Source organism: Mesobacillus zeae, assembly GCF_003570705.1.
GTDB lineage: Bacteria > Bacillota > Bacilli > Bacillales > Cytobacillaceae > Mesobacillus_C > Mesobacillus_C zeae.
Genome location: NZ_QWVT01000016.1, coordinates 13,161 through 30,210, shown reverse-complemented (window position 1 = coordinate 30,210; position 17,050 = coordinate 13,161). Strand labels below are relative to the sequence as shown.

The 17,050-nt window shown below is 44.2% G+C and carries 17 protein-coding genes, 1 pseudogene and 1 riboswitch; of the genes and pseudogenes, 5 read left to right on the top strand and 13 right to left on the bottom strand.

Features of this window, described 5'->3' with window-relative positions:
* Positions 1-139: 139 nt before the first annotated feature.
* Positions 140-415, top strand: a complete 276-nt coding sequence (locus tag D1970_RS10360) for a late competence development ComFB family protein (protein WP_246370301.1) — start codon at positions 140-142, stop codon at positions 413-415.
* Positions 416-488: 73 nt separating this feature from the next.
* Here D1970_RS10360 and D1970_RS10355 read toward each other — a convergent pair whose 3' ends face one another.
* Positions 489-2,177 (bottom strand): methyl-accepting chemotaxis protein, encoded by a 1,689-nt coding sequence (locus D1970_RS10355; RefSeq protein ID WP_259339659.1) that lies wholly within the window; start codon positions 2,175-2,177, stop codon positions 489-491.
* 345 nt (positions 2,178-2,522) lie between these two features.
* Between D1970_RS10355 and D1970_RS10350 the strand changes: the two genes are divergently transcribed.
* Positions 2,523-2,849, top strand: a complete 327-nt coding sequence (locus D1970_RS10350; RefSeq protein WP_119112793.1) for a helix-turn-helix domain-containing protein — start codon at positions 2,523-2,525, stop codon at positions 2,847-2,849.
* An 88-nt stretch (positions 2,850-2,937) separates the two neighbouring features.
* On the opposite strand, the gene D1970_RS10345 is transcribed toward D1970_RS10350, so the two are convergent.
* Entirely contained in the window at positions 2,938-3,093 is a 156-nt protein-coding gene (locus D1970_RS10345; RefSeq protein ID WP_119112792.1) for an anti-repressor SinI family protein, read from the bottom strand.
* A 27-nt stretch (positions 3,094-3,120) separates the two neighbouring features.
* Positions 3,121-3,204, bottom strand: a riboswitch (cyclic di-GMP riboswitch).
* Between the two features lie 666 nt (positions 3,205-3,870).
* On the opposite strand from D1970_RS10345, the gene srtD reads away from it, so the two are divergent.
* Positions 3,871-4,488: a class D sortase, LPxTATN-specific gene (srtD, locus tag D1970_RS10340; RefSeq protein ID WP_119112791.1), complete on the top strand. Its 618-nt coding sequence runs from the start codon at positions 3,871-3,873 to the stop codon at positions 4,486-4,488.
* 263 nt (positions 4,489-4,751) lie between these two features.
* Here the strand turns inward: srtD and D1970_RS10335 are convergent, their stop codons facing one another.
* The 9 genes from D1970_RS10335 to D1970_RS10300 form a co-directional block, all read right to left on the bottom strand.
* Positions 4,752-5,969 carry an MDR family MFS transporter gene (locus tag D1970_RS10335; protein WP_119112790.1) on the bottom strand — a complete coding sequence of 406 codons (1,218 nt, stop codon included), beginning with the start codon at positions 5,967-5,969 and terminating at the stop codon, positions 4,752-4,754.
* A gap of 168 nt (positions 5,970-6,137) precedes the next feature.
* A complete protein-coding gene (motB, locus tag D1970_RS10330) occupies positions 6,138-6,893 on the bottom strand; it encodes a flagellar motor protein MotB (protein WP_119112789.1) in 756 nt (251 codons plus the stop codon).
* Positions 6,886-7,680 (bottom strand): flagellar motor stator protein MotA, encoded by a 795-nt coding sequence (motA, locus tag D1970_RS10325; protein WP_119112788.1) that lies wholly within the window; start codon positions 7,678-7,680, stop codon positions 6,886-6,888. The genes motB and motA overlap by 8 nt, the downstream gene beginning before the upstream one ends.
* A gap of 904 nt (positions 7,681-8,584) precedes the next feature.
* Complete coding sequence (locus D1970_RS10320; protein WP_119112787.1) at positions 8,585-8,959, bottom strand: DnaJ family domain-containing protein; 375 nt, start codon at positions 8,957-8,959, stop codon at positions 8,585-8,587.
* 123 nt (positions 8,960-9,082) lie between these two features.
* Positions 9,083-9,322 carry a GNAT family N-acetyltransferase gene (locus D1970_RS22965; RefSeq protein ID WP_259339655.1) on the bottom strand — a complete coding sequence of 80 codons (240 nt, stop codon included), beginning with the start codon at positions 9,320-9,322 and terminating at the stop codon, positions 9,083-9,085.
* Positions 9,310-9,588, bottom strand: a complete 279-nt coding sequence (locus D1970_RS22960) for a hypothetical protein (RefSeq protein ID WP_246370302.1) — start codon at positions 9,586-9,588, stop codon at positions 9,310-9,312. The genes D1970_RS22965 and D1970_RS22960 overlap by 13 nt, the downstream gene beginning before the upstream one ends.
* 132 nt (positions 9,589-9,720) lie before the next feature.
* Positions 9,721-10,749, bottom strand: coding sequence for a cytochrome d ubiquinol oxidase subunit II (gene cydB, locus D1970_RS10310; protein WP_119112786.1), 1,029 nt, complete (start codon positions 10,747-10,749; stop codon positions 9,721-9,723).
* Positions 10,739-12,094 (bottom strand): cytochrome ubiquinol oxidase subunit I, encoded by a 1,356-nt coding sequence (locus tag D1970_RS10305; protein ID WP_119112785.1) that lies wholly within the window; start codon positions 12,092-12,094, stop codon positions 10,739-10,741. The genes cydB and D1970_RS10305 overlap by 11 nt, the downstream gene beginning before the upstream one ends.
* 230 nt (positions 12,095-12,324) lie before the next feature.
* Positions 12,325-12,927, bottom strand: a complete 603-nt coding sequence (locus tag D1970_RS10300; RefSeq protein WP_246370310.1) for a redoxin domain-containing protein — start codon at positions 12,925-12,927, stop codon at positions 12,325-12,327.
* Positions 12,928-13,065: 138 nt separating this feature from the next.
* Here D1970_RS10300 and D1970_RS22365 point away from each other — a divergent pair, with 138 nt between their 5' ends.
* The gene (locus D1970_RS22365; RefSeq protein WP_181213449.1) at positions 13,066-13,227 is read left to right on the top strand and encodes a hypothetical protein; all 162 of its coding nucleotides are present in this window, start codon (positions 13,066-13,068) and stop codon (positions 13,225-13,227) included.
* A gap of 112 nt (positions 13,228-13,339) precedes the next feature.
* On the opposite strand, the gene D1970_RS10290 is transcribed toward D1970_RS22365, so the two are convergent.
* Positions 13,340-13,744: a GNAT family N-acetyltransferase gene (locus tag D1970_RS10290; RefSeq protein WP_246370312.1), complete on the bottom strand. Its 405-nt coding sequence runs from the start codon at positions 13,742-13,744 to the stop codon at positions 13,340-13,342.
* A gap of 84 nt (positions 13,745-13,828) precedes the next feature.
* Positions 13,829-14,254, bottom strand: a pseudogene (locus D1970_RS10285) (NUDIX hydrolase); the annotation flags it as partial.
* 146 nt (positions 14,255-14,400) lie between these two features.
* Here D1970_RS10285 and D1970_RS10280 point away from each other — a divergent pair.
* Positions 14,401-16,497 (top strand): DNA topoisomerase III, encoded by a 2,097-nt coding sequence (locus tag D1970_RS10280; RefSeq protein WP_119112783.1) that lies wholly within the window; start codon positions 14,401-14,403, stop codon positions 16,495-16,497.
* Positions 16,498-17,050: the final 553 nt, after the last annotated feature.

The window sequence follows — 17,050 nt, the reverse complement described above, 5'->3', positions numbered from 1 at the left end:
TTAATCATATTGAAAAGTGGATAACATTTCATAATAATTGAGCCTTTTGACTCATTTTTGCTTTAATCGTATTTTCAACGCTCTATCTCTTATATTTGTATCTATAATACTAGTAGACAACATTGAAAGAAGGCTGCCGATGAACAAAGGATATGTCAACGTAATGGAAGAAGTAGTCGTGACTCTGGTCAATGTTTTGATGATGAGCCCTGACTACCAGACTTTCTGCAATTGCCCCAAATGCAGAAATGATATTGTCGCCCTCAGTTTGAATACACTTCCAAGTCACTATGTAACGACAGATGACGGACGAAAAATGGTATTCGAACAATTAAATACAAAAGAAAACCTAAATTGGATCAATAAGCGGATCATCAGCGCAATCCACCTTGTAGGTAAATATCCAAAACACTAAAAATGGTAAAATAAAGCTGCCGGAAACATTCCGGCAGCTTGTTTTATCTAAACTATTTAGTTGTTAACCCAATTTATACTTTAAACCTGTTGACAGAAGTCCTGAGATCTTCAGCAAGCGTACTCAGGCTTTGCGAAAAGGCATAGATTTCTTCCATCGATGCGCTCTGTTCCTCTGTTGCAGATGCGACAGATTGCGTTGCGTCCGATGATTGGTGGATTTGCCCAACAATCTGGCCAAGTACCTCAAGGATCACTTCTGTTCCTTTGTCCATATCGAGCACCGCACCAGACATTGTATCGATTTGGCCGCTGACAGCTTGTATTTGGCTATTAATGTTGTTGAAAGATTGCTCTGCTTTGACCGAAAGCTCCATTCCTTCTTTTATCGCCTCACGCCCAAGGTCCATAGACTCGACAGACAGAGATATATCTTTCTGAATGCTTGCAACAAGGTTTCGAACTTGGCTAGCCGAAGAATTGGATTGTTCAGCAAGCTTCCGAACCTCTTCTGCAACAACCGCGAAGCCACGGCCATGTTCACCCGCTCTCGCAGCTTCAATCGCCGCATTCAGAGCCAGGAGATTTGTCTGGTCTGAGATGTCTGTGATTAAATTGATGATTTTATTGATTTCTTTTGATTTTTCATTCAGTTGGTGAATGGATTGGGATGCTCTTTCGGTCATATCATTGATGCTTGCCACTTGTTTTCGAGTCTTCTCCATGACTTCAGCTCCAGCAACAGCCGCTGCTGCATTACCTTTAGTTGCCTTCTGGACTTCTTCTGCACCGCTAGCCATTTTTGCGATTTCCTCCGTCATACCTCGTACCGTTTTGCTCAATTCATTGGTTTGTTCGACCTGGTTATCCGCATTTACGGCAACCTCCTGAATAGAATTGGCTATCGAGTCTGTTGCCCTTGCAGTTTCTTCTGCTCCTGCACTCAGCTCTTGAGAAGATGCAGCCATTGTTTCAGCAGCCTCCCTCAACTTTCCAATCAATTCAGCAAGGCTCTCCCTCATTTTTTTATAACTATGTGCAAGCGAGGTGAGCTCGTCTCCACCACTGTCCTCCACCAACGCAGTGAAATCTCCATTTCCTGCCTGCTCCAGAGCTTGCTCCAGCCGGCTTATACGTTTTTTCAGCCCGTTTGTGAATGGACGGAGGAAAAAGTAAGAAAGAACAAGCATTACGGAAAGTGTGGCAGCGAGTACGATGTTGACGTGCCTGATGGCTTTATCCACCATGTCTGCAGGTGCACCGACATACCACATACCGATAATACTTCCTGCTGCATCTTTCACCGGCATGTAGGCTGTCTGGTACTGATGCCCGACAACATTAGCCTCGCCGTAATAAGTTTTACCTCCCTCAAGTGTCCTTTTTACAACTTCATCGCTAGCCTTGGTGCCCACTGCCCGGGATCCGTTACTGATGACGTTTGTTGCGACCCTCTTATCCTTAAGAAAAATAGTAACAGTGCCGCGAGTCATTTTAGCCACTTCATCCACAAGGTCATTATTGTCGTTGATCAGCATGTTCCCTTTATAAAGGTTTCCTTCATTAACGCTCCACTCGCCGGGATACTTAAGGTCAATGATTTCATAGCCAAGCTTCAGGTCGCCTTTGGCCTTAGCGGTAGCTCCCTCTTTGATTGTACCTGTGACCACTGTGTTGAGAAGAATGGACACAATGACAGAGAAAAATACTAGCAGCGCTCCGGCAGTCATTAAAAACTTGGTTGATATTTTAAGCGCTTTCACTTTATCCAACTCGTAACCCCCCTATGTATGTTAAAAAGATTGTTTCAAATTCATAATCAAGGTACAATACATTTTAAAAAACTCCATATAATGTCCATAAACAAGCTGAAATTATGGGATTTATAACTTTTTCTCACAGACTTGTAGGCAAAATGGCGGTATACTTATTGATCAAACGTTTGATTAAATAGGGCAAATTATATACCATCTAGGGTTCTGTCTCTTTTTGCAGCAGCAATAATAGTTAGATGGTTTTATTTTTCCTAATGGTTCGTTCTTAATATGGAACTCTTCTTTTTTATTTGCTATGATAAAACTATACGTTAAAAAGGGTGCGTGAACTTCATGATTGGAGATAGAGTAAAAATGATGCGCCAAGAAAGAAAAATGTCCCTTTCAGAGCTTGCCGAACAGGCAGGGGTAGCGAAGTCATATTTGAGCTCCCTTGAGAGGAACCTGCAAACAAATCCATCCATACAATTCCTGGAGAAGATTGCTTTGGTGCTTGATACTCCCATAGACTATCTTATCCATGACAAGCCGGACGAAGAGGATGTTGATCCTGACTGGATGTTGCTTGTCCGGGAGGCAATGGACTCTGGAATTAGCAAAGACCAGTTTCGCGAATTTCTTGAGTTCAATAAATGGAAAAGCAATCAGAACAATAAATAGAGGAGCATTTGTTCCGAACAATGCCCTTTGCAAAATAAATAAAGCAGCTCATTAAATTGAGCTGCTTTTACCATTCCTTATGTAATGATTAATTCTCCAACACAACCGGCACAATTGCCTCTGTGCTTCTGCTGTTAAGAAAATCCCTAATTTCTTTTTTCTCTATTCCAAGTTCCAGCGCTTCGAGAATGAGCTGCATCCATTCTGAGTCAAGGTCAGCAACGCCCGTATCCTTATTCACCATTCTCCCCCCAAAATACTGTTTCGTATTCCAGGCAATCCGGCTGTCATAGGATTTCCCCTTAGACCCGTGATTTTGCGTCACTGCCTTTCGACAGGTTTGCCTTTATCTGCAATAGTTTGCTTATTTCCACTCCCCAATTATATTTTAACTGGTTTCTGGTAAGCATCGTGTAGTATTTTGTCAGTTGAAACAACACTAAAGAAGGTTTTTTTTGCTATATTATTACAAATAGAGTATATATTCTTTTTATAAACCATTATTTAGGTAATGATAAAGGGGAATTTTGTCGAAGTTCGTCACTTTTTGTTTAAATATTCTGATAAAATAACCCCCATAAATCAATTGGCCTTATAGAATTTTCCCAACCCGCCGTTTTTGTACGACTTGCTTGTTTTTATTGGACATACCTTGATTCGTTCAAATGTATCAGCATCAAAGCAAGGATATTTTGTTAGATTATTAGAACAAACCGGGCAAATCCACTCCCCGTTTTCGCAGCTGCTATAAGAAGGCCTCCCGCACTTATCGCAATTTTTCCTATACATTTTCACCATCCCCTTTGTTTCTGGTCATTTCTAGCCCCTTATATAAAATTATATTTTATTCACTCTATTATGAAAAAGTTGATAAATCACCAAATTTTCTCTTTAAAGAACGGATTTTGTTCTTTATCTAAGTATTTCTTCCGTTTCCATACATTTCTATATTTTTTAAATAACTTGAATGTTCTATATAATAGAAATGAGCAAGTCAATGGAAAGGATGGATTGAAAAGACATGAACACCAAGCGCCGTTTCCTGTTGTTTGCAGCCCTCCTCCTTACGCTTACAGGTGCTGCCCTGATCTACATTTCACTGAATGACTTGCAATCAACTAAAAAGAATGAAAGGAAGGCACTGTACGAAGCAAAACAAATGATTGAGGTGGAAAAGAAAACGCCTCAGCAGGCGGATAAAAAGACGGGGATTTCTGTTAAGCCTTCTGAAAGACAGCAGGGCGATGTGGTTGGAATTTTGGAAATCCCGCGTCTTAAAGCAGAACTGCCGATTATTGAAGGAACCGATGAAGACGATTTAGCAAAGGGAGTCGGCCACTACAAAGATACTGCCCTTCCCGAAGGAAAAGACCAAATCCTACTTTCCGGCCATCGTGATACGGTCTTTCGAAGGCTTGGTGAACTCAAAAAAGGCGACATACTGAGGATCAGGATGCCTTACGGCGATTTTGATTATAGTATCAGCGATTCCGAAATCGTGGAAGCAGACGACCGTTCGATCATCAAGCCTACTGCCCCTGATGAAATACTGACACTTTCCACCTGCTACCCCTTCTCATTTGTCGGAGACGCGCCTCAGAGATATATCCTGACAGCCTTCAGAAAAAAGGCATCATAAAAAATCAGCTCAGATGCTGATTTTTTATGATGCTTATTAAATTCAGAAAATTATAAATTCTATATACTCATGTTAGCCCTTTCCTAATATACTATAAATACCATGTAAACATGAAAGGGGTTAGGAAAGTGACTGCATTGCACCTCATTAATTTTGCAGTTCCCATTGTCTTGATGGTCGTCATTGGCTTTGCGGTGGATAAAATGTGCCAGCCTGATGCCCAAAAAGACCAGAAGCGGGGTAAATAAATTCTCGCCGAGATCCTAAACGGAGAAGTTTGTTGGCTGCTCCACTTTGGAGACTGCTTTGTTCCCCCTTGAGAAAAAGAACAGGCTGCAAACAGTAATTCCAGCGATGACTGGAAAGAGCAGCAGTGCCCCTCCTTCTCCAAGCAGAAATCCGCCTGCAATCGGGCCAGCGAATTGTCCGATTTTCCTGAACTGGCTTGCGCCGAAGTAAGTCCCGCGTAGCTCTTCTGGTGCAATCTGGTCAACAAGCATACTGCTTGAGGGGAAGATCAGTATTTCCCCGACTGTTACTAGCAGCACTGCGATAATAGCGATGATCCATCCCTTTGCAAAGCCAAAGCATAGCAAGCCCGCTGAAAGCAGGATCGCACCAGCCATCATCACCTGCATCGTCTTGAATTTTTCACTGTAAGCGCTGAGGGGCATTTGCAGCAGGACGACCATGATTGCATTGATTGACAGCAGGACGGAAAAAACGAATACCCCTTCTTCCATTGTTTTCGTTAAATGCTGCGGTAGGGTGGACTCAATTTGGGAATACCCCAGATTGATCAAAATGCTTCCCAGAATCAGAAAGCGGAGACCTTTGTCCATTGCCATGATTTTCAGCGATCCCTTTAGTGACATGGGATTGCTGCCCTCATCTCTTCCAGGTACGGAATATTTCTTCATCATCAGAAGCAATACGACGGAGTAAGCGAGGTAAATAAGTCCCGTAATGAGAAACGCTGATTTAGCAGACACAACTGCCATGTAGGCGCCTGCCAGCGGACCAACTGATGCTCCAATGTTGATGGCAGTATATCGAAGCGAAAATGCCTTCATTCTATTTTTCTTTTCAGTGACATCTGAAATCAGTGCCTGTGAAGTTGGCTCAAAGAAAGCAGTGCAGAGTCCGTTCAGGGCATTAAGCAAAATAAAGGCGCTTGGTGTTTCAGCGAGAAAAAAGCCGAAATAGACCAACGATGTGGCTCCTAATGCGAGCAGCATGACCGGTTTTCGGCCGAAGCGGTCAGAAAGGTGGCCGCCAATGAACCCTCCAAGTGTCCCTGTCAGCGGGCTGATTCCAATAGTAATGCCAATCATGATGGGATGGAGATCCATTGTTTTTGACAGGTAGACAGCCAGGAAAGGCAATGTCATGAATGCCGATCCTCTCGCAAGTATGGTCCCGGACAGCAATACCCACACAATAGGATGAAAAATGCCCAGTGACTGTTTCAGTTTCCTCATTAGAATCTCACCCCCGAATAGTGGAATCATTAAATGATACCAAAACTGCCAAATATTTAAAATAGTTAAATAAATATTTTATCGGATTCCACCAATTAATTGTGAACCATAAAAAAACCGGACTTGGTGGGGTCCGGTTTTTTTATGATTCTATTCAAATTCTGGAGCTTAATCAGAAATCCGCGGGAGAATGAGAATTTCAACTCTTCGGTTCAGTGTTTTTCCTTCTTCCGTGTCATTTGTGGCAATTGGCTGAAACTCTCCAAATCCTTTTGCGCTGAACCAGCGGGGGTCTAGCCCTTCATTTTTCAGGATGATTTTCATGAATTCCACTGCTCTCATAACACTGAGCTCCCAGTTCGATTCAAAATTGGAATTCCTGATTGGGACATTGTCTGTATGCCCGCTGATGATAATGTTTCTTGGAGGATCCATGACCAGCAAATCAGCTATTTCATTCGCTGTCTGGATATCCGTCTCGCGAATCTCTGCTTTTCCTGACTCAAACAGGACATTATCCCGAATTGTAACAAGCAGCCCTTCATCAGTAAGTGATGTTCCAAGTTTCTCAGACAAGTTCTTTTCCTTAATGTAGGCATTTACTTTCTTCTGGAGCTCCTGAAGCTCACGCTGTTCCTTCGCAATCGCTTCTTTATCATTTTTTTCCTGATCTTTTTTCTCTTCGTCTGGGGAAGCCATCTGGCTTTCAGGCATTGGGCTCTGGAACTCAAATGCCCCTGTGCCTCCAGTGAACGCTTCATTGAACGCCTTTGAGAGCATCTGGAATTTCATCGCGTCAACCGAACTCATCGCGAAAAGGACAATGAACAGGGCAAGGAGCAATGTCAGCAAATCCGCGTATGGGATCAGCCAGGATTCATCCATATGTTCCTCATGATGAGCTTTTTTCTTGCGCCTACTCATCCTGAGCCACGACACTTTCTTCTAAAATCCTGCTACGCTCACCCGCTGGAAGGTAAGAAGCCAGCTTTTGCTCAATGACCCTTGGCGCTTCTCCTTCCAGGATGGAGAGGATTCCTTCAACCATCATATATTTCACTTTTGCTTCCTGCTTTGATTTTCGCTTTAGCTTATTAGCAAATGGGTGCCACAAAACGTATCCTGTAAAGATACCGAGCAGGGTTGCCACGAAAGCAGCACTGATGGCATGTCCCAGGGCTGTTGTATCTTCCATTTGTCCTAATGCAGCAATCAATCCGATTACAGCACCCAATACTCCAAGTGTTGGCGCATACGTACCGGCCTGTGTGAAAATCCCAGCGCCAGCAAGATGGCGTTCCTCCATTGCTTCAACTTCTTCGGAGAGTACATCACGGATATAATCGGCGCTTTGGCCATCGACGGCAAGTGACAGCCCATTTTTCAAAAACTCATCCTCAATTTCCCCTGTTTTCCCTTCAAGCGCCAAAAGACCTTCTTTCCGGGCAAGCTGGGCCCAGTCTGAAAACATCTTGATCAATTTAACAAGGTCGACTTGCTTTTGTTCCTTAAAAACCACGCCGAAAAGCTTTGGCACTCTTTTCAGTTCATTCGAGGGGAATGCGATTGTGACAGCGGCCACTGTCCCAACGATAATTATCATTATCGCGGCCGGATTGACGAGGGCAACCGGGCTGACTCCCTTTAAGAACATTCCTACCCCTACCGCAATAATACCAAGGATTATACCGATGATTGATGATTTGTCCATGTATGATTCTCCTGTCTGCATAGAGCTGTCTCTAAATATCTTATTAAGTTCACTATGTGTCACTTTTTATTTCGACATATTTAAAAAAACCTTTAGGAGTACTTGCGAAAATATCATGTTTTTTGTTCCCAAATAGCGATATATAGGCCAAAAGAAGGAGTCCGCACTTCCGCTCATTAAATAAAAAACCGGAAATGGCTGAAAAACCAAATCCGCTTAATGAACATTGGGACAGCTGTTTTACCAGGGGTTAGATGGACACTTTGAAAACTGTTTTGCGGGAGTTCGATGGACAGTGTGGATACTGTTTGGACGGGGGCTCGATAGACAGTGTGGATACTGTTTGGACGGGGGCTCGATAGACAGTGTGGATACTGTTTGGACGGGGGGCTCGATGGACAGTGTGGATACTGTTTGGACGGGGGCTCGATGGACAGTGTGGATACTGTTTGGACGAGAGTCTGATGGATTCTCCGAATAATTGCTTGACCTGGCAGGAGCAGTTTGAAATGATTTATTGATCTTTTGGGTTGGGTTGCTATGGTTTTAGGGCGGTCTGGGACGGTTTCAGACTTAAAAATTGTGATTGGAAGGCTAGTTTGGCTCAGATGCAGGTAAACTAGTGGATTGATTCGGGTAATTTAAGGGAATGGTTTCGGGAAATAATTCTATACTCTCGGGAAATGACGTGTTTCTCCTAAAAACAAGCTTGATTCGGACAGAAAACGATTTGATTAAGACAAAAAGACGCGTAATTCGGACAGAAAACTAGCTGATTCGGACAATTAGATAATATATGTAAAAAAATAATCAACATCCATGAAGTTGAGCAAGAATCCGAACCATATATAATTAAAAAACTATAATAAAAGCCGGGCATCATCCCCGGCTTTTCACTCTTTGCTTACAGTAGCTTATCCTCTATCTTTTGGTGATAATTTTTAAAAATAGAAGAGTTGGTTTGTAGGCCTCGGTTTGAAACAAGGTTTTGATAACTGACCAGCTTCTCATTCAGCTTCTGTTGTAATTCTTTGGCTTCTTCTCCCTCAACCCCGCTTCTAATTAAGTCTTCGATTGACAATATTTCCTGCCTGATGGCGTTTTCCTCAGGTGAATAGCCTGCATTCTTCATGATTCGGTATGCCATTCGAAGCTCTTGTGGTACCGAAGCAAGCTCATCCGGCTTGAGAGGCTTGCCAAATCCAGGCAAATTTTCGAACTCCCCATCATCATAAGCCTTTTTAATTCTATCCTCAGCAATGATCAGTGAAAAATCCATCAGCCCCACCCCTCATTTTTCCGCATTGTTACTATCATTATAATCCATTTGGTATCAGGAAAAATCATGGTGAAATTAGGATTTCACCTACACCTGCACCCATCTTTAACACTCACTCTTTTATCAGATTTCCCGCCAATATCTCAGTGAAACGTACTCTTCATTTTCTTTGCTTTCATATGTCTTTTGCTCTTCTTCAAACTGAAAGCTCCTGGCTTCATAAAATGGTATTCCTTTGTGGTTTCCTTTTGAAACTGAGACCCATTGCCGGGCAGCACCTTTTGATTTTTGAATGTCTGTTAAAGCGTTTAACAGAAGGGTGCCTATTCCTTCCCCACGCCGTTTAGGGTCTAAGTACAGCACAAATACCTCGCAGGAGCTTTCTCAGTTAGTCCCCCGCCGATTGCCCCAACTACTTTAACGTTTTCTTCAGCGATATACCAGCCATCCCAGCCTTCCCCGCTGCTCAGTACGTCTTCATAGATTCGGTCGTAATGATAAAACTGTTTGATGACTCTTTCTATGTATTCTTCAGAGTGAGTCTCACAGTATGTATCTCTGTATCCGTCTGTACAGACTTGGATGATGCCTTCGATATGCTGTGTACCAGCCTTTTTTACTTCAAACAAGAAAATTCCCCCTTTGTTATTGCTAAAATCATAATTCTATAGTCAAACATTTATTTCCTGCAATTTTAACAACGCGAAAAAAAGACCAAATCACAATGTGATTTGGTCTTTTCTGTCATTATGAGGTTTTGATCACTGATAGCCTTTCGCACTTTCCTTATGGATTTTCTCTTTAAACAACGAGTAGCTCCACAGCTGATAGCCAATGACAATCGGAACGAAGATGATCGCTACTGTGAACATGATGGTAAGGTTCAGCTTGCTGCCTGCCGCATCGTAAAGATTCACGCTGTAGGCATTGTCAATTTTAGATGGAAGCATGTTCGGGAACATCCCGATAAATCCAAAAGCCATTTTTGTAAAAATTGTGATACAGACAGCAGTGAAAGCGAGTCCGATTTTCTTCTTGAATACGAACCTCACGGCTGCAAGCATTGCAACAAGCGCAAGGAGCGGTACAATCCAAAGAATAGGATAGTCGGCATAATTATCGGTAAGCGGTGTCCGATTGGCTGTTGCCAGGAAAAACAATGCGAGCATGGCTGCTGCGACTCCTGCAATCGGCCGAGAAAGCTTCGCAGCTCTCTTTGCTGTTTCTCCTTCTGTCTTCAACTGAATCCATAGGGAACCCGATAGAAGGAACAAAGCGACAAACAACAAGCCGCCTAGCAGGCCATAAGGGTTCAGGAGGCTCAACAGATTCCCTTCGTATCCTTCTTTTCCGATGAGAAGGCCACGATAAAGGTTAGCGAACGTCACACCGAACAGGAGGGCAATCAGGAAGCTTCCAATGGTGAATCCCCACTTGCAGGCTGACTGCCATACCGGATGATCATCCTTATGCATGAATTCAAGGCCTGCTGCCCTGAGGAACAAAGCGATCAGAACAAGGAACAATGGCGTATAGAGAAAAGAGAACATGTCTGCATAGACGGCCGGGAATGCGGCAAATGTAGCTCCTCCAGCGGTAATCAGCCAAACTTCATTTCCTCCCCAGAAAGGTCCGATTGCTTCTTGAATCTGGTTCCTCTCCTGCCGATTCTTTGCAATAAACGGGAAAAGCATCCCGGTGCCGAGCGAATAGCCATCAAGGATAAAGTATATCGTCCAAATCAAGCCCCAAAGCCCAAACCAGATAATTGCAAGCGTATCATGAGACATGCTTGATTCCTCCTCCTTCTGTACCAGCCGCAAGCTCCGTACCAGGTCCCTTCCTCGCGAATTTCACGATCAGGTACACATCTGCAATCAGCAAAATCGTATAGAACAGGACAAGGGAACCTAGCGAAAAAATGATTTGCGACAGGCTGATTGGCGATACACCTGCTGAAGTTTTCATTAATCCGTATACCGCCCAAGGCTGGCGCCCCGCTTCCGCCACAATCCACCCTACATTGATTGCAACATATGGCAGCAGGACAGAATATAGCATCATTTTCAAATACCTTTTAGAGTTTTCGAGTTTATTTTTCCGATACAGATAAACTCCGTACCATGAAGCAAGCATGAAGAATGTCCCAAGCGCAACCATGATCCTGAAAGAATAGAACACGAGCGGAACATTCGGGCGTTCATCAGCCGGAATATCTTTCAGGCCTGTAACTTTTCCGTCAAATGTATTCGTATATAAGAAGCTTCCAATCCGTGGGATGCTAAGAGCTTCGAAGGAATTCTTCTCATTCTCTGCATCAGGGAACTGTATGATGTGGAAAGGCATTTTTGACTGTGTTTCCCAGACAGCCTCAAGGGCTGCTCCTTTGGCCGGCTGTTTTTCAGTTGCATACACCCCCGACTGGTGACCGATGAACGGTGTCACTGTTGCAGCGAAAACTGCCAAAACCAGGCCATACTTAAATGATTTTTTGAAAAACGGTGTCTCATTTTTACGCAGCAGATGATAGGCACTCACTGCCATTACAAAGAAAGATCCTACGATATAACAACTGATAACTGTATGGAAGAACATATGCCATGCATAAGGGTTTGTGATGAGCGCTGTAAAACTTTCCAGTTCGGCTCTGCCGTCCCTTATCACATAGCCCACCGGGTTTTGCATGAAACCGTTGGCGGTAATGATCCAAAGTGCTGAAATATTGGTGCCAAGGGCGACCATCCACATCGAGAAGGCACGAAGTTTCGGCGAAATCTTATCTTTGCCGAATAGCCAAATCCCAAAGAATGTAGATTCAAGGAAGAATGCGAGCAAAGCTTCAATAGCCAAAGGCGAACCAAAAATATCGCCCATGTACTTCGAGTATTCTGACCAGTTCGTACCAAACTGGAATTCCATCGTGATACCGGTGATGACACCGAGTACAAAATTTATAGTGAAAAGCTTACCCCAGAAATCCGCCATTCTTCTATACAGGCTGTCTCCAGTCTTTGCAAATCTGGTCTCCATGATAGCGACTAAAATAACAAGCCCGATTGTGAGCGGCACAAACAAAAAATGGTAGATTACCGTAACCGCAAACTGGATCCTGCTGAGCACTAGGACCTCATCCATCTTGTTCTCCTCCTAAAAAGTAATCATTGATTTAAATACCTTTAATGCTATTGTAAGAAAATTTTGTGTGGTAAATAGAAAATATTTGAGACAACTATGTGACAAAAATATTTTTTTCTGTGATTATTGTCACCTAATTTCCACAGCTTCTGTCAGAGATCCATATTTAGGGACTTTTTTTCTAAAACAAAAAAAGCCCCTTCTCCATAAAAGAGAAGGGACTGCTGGCTTTATACCTTGTCGATGTACGAAGGAGCCATATTTATTCCCGGATGACCCGGAATCCAGTTGGCCGGTACGCCCTTGCCGGTTTCTTTTTCAAAAAAGAACGCTTGAAGGAGCCTGAAATGTTCCGGAATATTCCTGCCGATTTCACGAGGATAAATGAACTTGGCGTGGATAATCTGGTCTGGGCTTATGAACACAGAAGCCCTTACAGTTGCACCAGCCTTCCGGTCTAGTACCTTGTATGCATTGCCGATTTCTTGGTTCCGGTCGCTCACTAAAGGAAATGCGGCATCCTTCAGGGGAGGCGATGTCTGTTTAAATGCATTATGAGCATAGATGCTGTCAGTGCTAATGGCCAGGAGTTCTGCACCTGCAGCTTGAATATGAGGGTAAACAGCGGCGACCGCCGCCAGCTCTGTCGATCAGACAGCTGTGAAATTGCTCGGATAGAAAAACAGGATAACCCATTTCCCTATATAGTCCCCTAAAGACAGCCTGGCAATCTCATTTTTCCCGGAAACTGCCTCGGCAGAAAAAAGCGGTGCAGGGTCATCCCTTGTTGCTAAGAACGATGCACCTGAATTGCCTCTATATTGTTGATCCATCATTTGCCCACTCTCCTTTATCAACCTGCTTTCTTTAATAACTATGCAGATGCAGCCATAACTTTCATGATGGGGAAGAAGTTCATAAACAAACTTTGTTGCGGGAAAGCTAACAGGCAGCGAAAGGAGGTCATGACCATGTCACGCGGAGTTGGATTCAACCATAAAAGAAAAGGCCACCCGGGAAAATTGCCGGAGGGCACAATTGTTGAAAGGCATACGACAGAAGCCCAGGAAGACGAGGAGCTGCTCGTCACACAGGAAGCCTTCAAAAACCGGATTGAAGAAGAAGAAAAATAGTGTAGTTGGTGTTTGTGTAGTTGGTGTTTTTGGTAGCCTGTCTGTGGTGCCTGACCCCCTTTAGCAGGATAAAGGGGGTCAGGCACGCTTTAACGATTCACCGCACTGGGGGTCAGGCACGCTTTGGTTTGGTGAAGTGAGCGAGCCGGATTCCGCCACCTACGATTGTTTCGCCTGCCGGTTTAAAGCCGTGCTTCTTGTAGAGCGTGACTGCAGGCTGGTTGTCAGCTCCTGTTGAGACGATGAATTCCTCAACGTCTGATACACCTTTTTCAAGCCGTTCCAGCAGTTTCCGTGCAATTCCTTTTCTGAAATGGCGGGGGTCTACAATAAGCCTGTGGATATCCACCACTCCTCCACTTTGTTCATAGGAAAGTGCACCGGCCAATTCTCCTTGTTCGAAAAAGCCGATAAACGTCTCTCCACAGGATTGCAGTTGGTCGAACGTTTCTTTAAGTGGCGGGATCTCGTCCGTGCCGATCAGTTCCGCTTCCACCCGATAGGCTGACCGCTGCATCTCCAACACTTTCGCCGCTGTCATGTTGTCAGCCATACTAAGCTGTCTTATTTCCGGAAACAAACCATACCCTGCCAGGTTGTCCACAATCCTTTTTGGATTCCCCTCCAAAGCAGGTAAATTGTCCATCGGGAAAAATCCGAGTTCAAGGCTTTCATCATCATTGATTCTCGGCGTACCCTCCCAATCTTTCACACCATATAGTGCGATACAATTATAGATCTCGTCACCATTCGGGTATTGAAAGTAATACTCTTTCCCAGATAACAAATCGAGAAACTGCAGCTCAACAGCTCTCAGCCCAGTCTCTTCATATAGCTCCCGCCTTGCCGTTTCCTCTAAGCTCTCACCTGGTTCCATTGCGCCTCCAGGAATTCCCCACTTTCCAGTATCCGCCCTTCTTTGGAGAAGGATTTCATCTTTCCTATTCAATACAACCACTGCAGAACCAGCCAAAATGAAAGGCCTGCTTCCAATTCTTTCGCGTATTTCCTTGATATAGTCGTCCATCTCTCCATACATCCCTTTCGCTTTAATACTTTAAACCACACTCGGGTGCCTGACCCCCTTTAGTGGAGTGCAGGAATACAAATTTCTTTTGTTATCCATTATACTTGATTAAGTAGAGCAAAACCCAGTTATTGAAAGGAGCACGTATGAAATCACTTGTCCTTGCAGAAAAACCGAGTGTTGCCCGCGAATTGGCGAGAGTTCTCGGCTGCAATCAAAAAAATAAAAGCTATATCGAAGGCAGCAATTATATTGTCACATGGGCACTGGGACACTTAATCGAATTGAAGATGCCCGAGCATTACGATTCCAAATACACGACATGGCGTTTGGAGGACCTTCCGATTGTCCCTGAAAAAATGGGGCTTAAGGTCATCAGGCAAACTACCGGTCAGTATAAAGCCATTGAAAGCCTGACAAAACGAAAAGACGTCAAAGAAATTATCATCGCAACGGACGCCGGACGTGAAGGGGAGCTTGTGGCCCGCTGGATCCTTGAAAAGGCAGGCTGCCACAAACCCGTTAAACGCCTCTGGATTTCTTCTCAGACCGACAAGGCGATCAAGGATGGCTTCAAGCATCTGAAGCCTGGGAAACAATTCGAAACACTGTATGACTCAGCTGTATGTCGGGCAGAAGCAGACTGGCTGATCGGCTTGAACGTCTCGCGTGCGCTGACGACTAAATACAAAGACCCGCTCTCAGCAGGGCGAGTTCAAACACCTACTCTGGCCATGATGATCGAGCGTGAAAAAGAAATCGCCTCGTTCGTGCCAAAAGAGTATTTCACCATCACTGCTGCAGCCGGCCTACTGGAGGCTGAATGGGAGCATAATGGAGAAAAACGTATTTTCTCTGCTGAAAAAGCAGAAAAAATCAAAGCAAAGCTTCAAGGACAAAAAGCGATTTTAACCGCTGTAGTCCGTAAAAAGAAAAGCGAGCCTCAACCGATGCCTTATGACCTGACAGAATTGCAGCGTGATGCCAATAAACGCTTCGGCTTCTCAGCGAAAAAAACTCTGAATGTGCTGCAGGGATTGTACGAACAGCACAAACTTGTCACATACCCAAGGACTGATTCCCGCTACCTGACAACCGACATGGAAGCAACAATGATAGACCGGCTCCATGGCATTTCATCAGGCTACAGGGACGAAATCCGCCCTGCTCTCGCAAACAAAGGCAAGGTTCAGGCCCGCCGGGTATTCAACAATGAAAAAGTAACCGACCATCACGCAATCATTCCTACCGAGGAACACTTGAACCTCGGCAAGCTGGATAATGATGAGCGTAAGCTGTACGACATGATCGTCCGGCGCTTTCTTGCCTTATTCTATCCTGCGTATGAATCCGAAATCATTCATGCCCAATTCGAAGTGAACGGCGAAAATTTAAGCGCCAGAGAAACAAACGTCCTCGAACCAGGATTCAAACAAGTTTCTGGCAAAGATGATGAAAGCAGCATTCGCCGCCAAAATCTCGGGAATCTTGCTAAAGGCAAAGCTTTCAGCATTGGGGAAGTCACCCTCAGTAAGAAACTGACGGAACCTCCGCTGCGTTTTTCCGAAGCTGACATTCTCGGAAGGATGGAAAAATACGGACTTGGCACCCCAGCTACAAGGGCGGACATCATCGAGAAACTGATTTCCGCGGAATCGGTAGAACGCCAAAACAGCCGTCTTTACCCTACGAAAAAAGGGAAACAGCTGATCGAGCTTGTTAACGATGAACTAACCTCCCCTGAACTGACGGCAAAATGGGAAAAAGAGCTTGAAGAAATCGCCCGGGGCAAAGGCAATGCGAAAGCATTCAAAGCGAAGATTCGGAAGCAGACAGACCAGCTTGTCTCCGAAATTAAAGCAAGCGACAAATCGTACCGTGCCCACAATCTGACTGGCTCAAAATGCCCGGAGTGCGGGGAATTCCTGAAGGAAAGAAAAACAAAAGAAGGCAAAATCCTTGTCTGCTCCAGCTTGGATTGCGGCTTCCGCAAACATAAGGATCCTAAACTTTCGAACAGGCGCTGCCCTCAGTGTCACAAGAAAATGGAGATCCACAACGGCAAGGCAGGGGCCTACTTCCAATGCCGCCGCTGCAACATTGTTGAAAAAGCGGAGGAACGGAAGAAAACCGTTACCAAGCATGAAGAACGTAAGCTAAAACAAAAATACAGCCCAGATGAAGGATCGTTTGGCAACAGCCTCGGTGACCTGCTCAAAGCGGCACTTGAGAAAAAAGACTGATCACAAAGCCATAATTCATGCCGTTTGAAAAATAAACATGAGTTTCCGGAAAATGGGGCCGCTCTCAATGTGGGAGCGGCCCCTTAGACTGTAGAGTAACCCCTATTTTTTATTACTGATTTTGAAAATGGGAGTTTTTGAAGTTTTATTATCTCTCGGACCAATATATAGAAATTAACCTAAGACTTAAACCACAATATATTGTAGTGTATTTATTTTAAAAAGCTGTCGAGACTTTCTCGACAGCCTGTGGGGCCGCTCTCAATGTGGAAGCGGCTCCTTTTTTAGTTGTATAAGCATGGAGTGCCACAACCGATTTACAATAAATCACATTTATAGTACTGTAATACAGCTACTTGGAATATACCGCTCTTAATCGGGAATATATCAGTCATTACCGGGAATATCCGACCGCTGATCGGGAATATATTGCTCGCAACCGGGAATATCCTATTTCGCAGATCAAACTTCCGCTAATAGCCTTCCGGTAACTGGGCTCAAACACCAGCTTCCCCATCGGAAGCATTTTTCTTTTCGAACATTAAGAGAATTT